The following is a 2,693-nucleotide window of genomic DNA, read 5'->3' as shown; positions in this document are numbered from 1 at the left end:
GGAATACTCTTTACAAATAAACGAATATTATAATGCTTAACACTGTACCTATACATTGTTGATTTTAGTGTAATTTTAATGGTTGATCTATGTAAAATTCCTAAGAACTATGCGAAACTTCATCCACACTCGTACGAGTGGAGCCGTCTTCATCGTTCAGACATGCTGATAGTAAAACGACAATACAATAAATTGTTGCTTAATGGAGTCTGAGTGAAAGAGGCTAAAAAAACTCATTGCAGTATAGCTGTTTTTTCTCCAGTAAATCGATTATATCTAAATTAAACAAGATAGCTACCACAATCATTTTTAATATTCTTTCAACTATTATTTTCCCGATCTTTAATACTTTGCTGCCACGCCGCTGAGCGGCGAGTTCTGTCAGCGACTTGCCCGACCAACTGCCCACAAGCAGCGTCAATATCATCGCCGCGTGTTTGGCGAATAGTACAAACAAAGCCTGCTTCACTTAGTATACTGCTAAATGAATGAATGCGATTATTACTTGACTTATAATAGTCTGCATGTGGGAACGGATTGAACGGTATTAGGTTAATCTTACTCGGTAAGTCGCCTAATAACGCAACCAATTGCTCAGCATGTTCATTGCTATCATTGACACCATCTAACATCACATATTCAATCGTCACGTGTTTTTTATGGCGCGGATTGACATCAAAAACGTAATTTCTCGCTGCTGCCATCAACTGCTCTAATGGGTATTTTTTATTAATAGGTACTAGCTCATTACGTAGCTCATCGTTTGGTGCGTGTAATGAAATCGCTAAAGCGACGTCAAGCTCCTGTGCCAACTCATACATCTTTGGTACCACACCTGAGGTAGATAGCGTAACACGGCGTTTTGATAAACCATAAGCGTGGTCACTGAGCATCAGCTCCATCGAGCTGACAACAGGACGATAGTTTAATAATGGCTCGCCCATGCCCATCATCACCACGTTGGTGACATTGTTTTCCCATAAGCTATGGTCAACGCTGTCCAAACTGTCGTTTTCATCAGTCATATAAGAAGCATTTGCTACCCATAATTGCCCTAGAATCTCAGCTGCTGTCAAATCACGCTCAAAACCCTGCTTACCGGTACTACAAAAGCTGCAATCTAATGCACAGCCTACTTGCGAAGAGATACAGAGAGTTTTACGACCGTTTAATTTACTGTCGTCGGCTGGAATCAAAACTGTCTCAACCAATGAGCCGCCCGTCACTTCAAAAACCCATTTACGCGTACCATCATCACTATATTGACGATGAATTACTTTTGGCGGAACAACACAGGCATTGGCTGACAATTTATCACGCAATGATTTGCTCAAATTGGTCATTTGCTCAAAATCAGTGACACCATGCTGATAGATCCATTTAATCACTTGCGTCGAGCGAAACGGCTTTTCGCCGATGCTCTTAAAATAATCCGCCAGTTGCGCTTGGGTCATGCCCAATAGATTGGTTTTCGCCTGCGCCTCATCAACCAGCTTAATGCTATTCGCAGGCTTTGCTGGGATATGTTGGATGGGTGTTTGAGAAGTCGACATAATAGGTAACCTTTTTGCAGCCATTGCGATAAGCGCTGCAATTATTGAGATGGGCGTTGCCAGTCATACATTATGTATATACGTTATGTATGAGTGCAGGAGCAATCCGTTATGAGCGCATTTTTTATCGAGGCCTTGGTAAATGCTTAAAAATCATAAAAACATGCTGATAAGGGATTGATAATGCTCAGTAAAACTAATAATGAGGCAAGTGACTCGAAATTTCAATGAGTCATTTTAATGATTCATAATAAAATACCGGAATATTATAATAGCTAAAACGGCTTATACCCTAAGATATAAGCCGTCTTGCCACACTAATTATTAATAACCAACATCATAAGCTGATATCAATAATTGTTGCTATTAACGCGTACGTGCACAAACTTCATCTTCATTGAAGAAGTAGCTGATTTCACGAGCTGCTGATTCAGCTGAATCTGAACCATGAACGGCATTTTCATCGATGCTGCTAGCGAAGTCAGCACGGATAGTGCCTTCAGCGGCGTCTTTTGGGTTAGTAGCGCCCATGATATCACGATGCTTAGCGATAGCGTTTTCGCCTTCTAATACTGATACCAATACTGGACCTGAAGTCATAAATGAAACTAGGTCATTGTAAAATGGACGTTCAGCGTGCTCAGCGTAGAAACCGCCTGCTTTTTTATCATCAAGTTGCATCATTTTAGCCGCAACAATTTTTAGACCTGATTTTTCAAAACGGTCGTAGATAGCGCCGATGTTATTGCCAGCAACTGCGTCAGGTTTGATGATAGATAAAGTACGTTCGTTAGCCATGAAAAGCTCCTAATGGATGAGGGGGTTAAAAAATTGAACTAAAATAAGAAATGAAATAATAAAGAAGTCGCTTTATCACGAACCTCTCATTTTATCTCCGACTACTATATTGGCTTAGACTTATTGAAATGATTCATGATTTATCAATATAAATTCAAGACAGACCAACACAGAATTATTGCTTATCAAAACGTGAAAAAGGACTCCACTTGATGTTAGGGTGGAATTGAATTTCGCCTAGCGTTTCGTTTATTATATTAAATCTTTACACAAATAATATATTGAAATAAATTATTGTAAACTTTAAAGTTTATATTATATCAAAAAAAATGAATCGGCGTT

The 2,693-nt window shown here is 39.2% G+C and carries 2 protein-coding genes; both read right to left on the bottom strand.

The annotated features are described in order from the left end of the window. Positions 1-320: 320 nt before the first annotated feature. Positions 321-1,553 (bottom strand): dual-specificity RNA methyltransferase RlmN, encoded by a 1,233-nt coding sequence (gene rlmN / locus AC2FA3_RS14940; RefSeq protein ID WP_490510267.1) that lies wholly within the window; start codon positions 1,551-1,553, stop codon positions 321-323. Positions 1,554-1,919: 366 nt separating this feature from the next. Next, positions 1,920-2,351, bottom strand: coding sequence for a nucleoside-diphosphate kinase (gene ndk, locus AC2FA3_RS14935; RefSeq protein WP_193011877.1), 432 nt, complete (start codon positions 2,349-2,351; stop codon positions 1,920-1,922). Positions 2,352-2,693 lie beyond the last annotated feature (342 nt).

The sequence above is a fragment of the Janibacter sp. CoH_79_TC_3 genome, from assembly GCF_058197955.1.
This window is presented reverse-complemented; position numbering and strand designations above follow the sequence as displayed.

Excerpts from the sequence above, each read along its gene's own strand:
- rlmN (WP_490510267.1), bottom strand. The coding sequence starts at position 1,553 with ATGTCGACTTCTCAAACACCCATCCAACATATCCCAGCAAAGCCTGCG.
- ndk (WP_193011877.1), bottom strand. The coding sequence starts at position 2,351 with ATGGCTAACGAACGTACTTTATCTATCATCAAACCTGACGCAGTTGCT.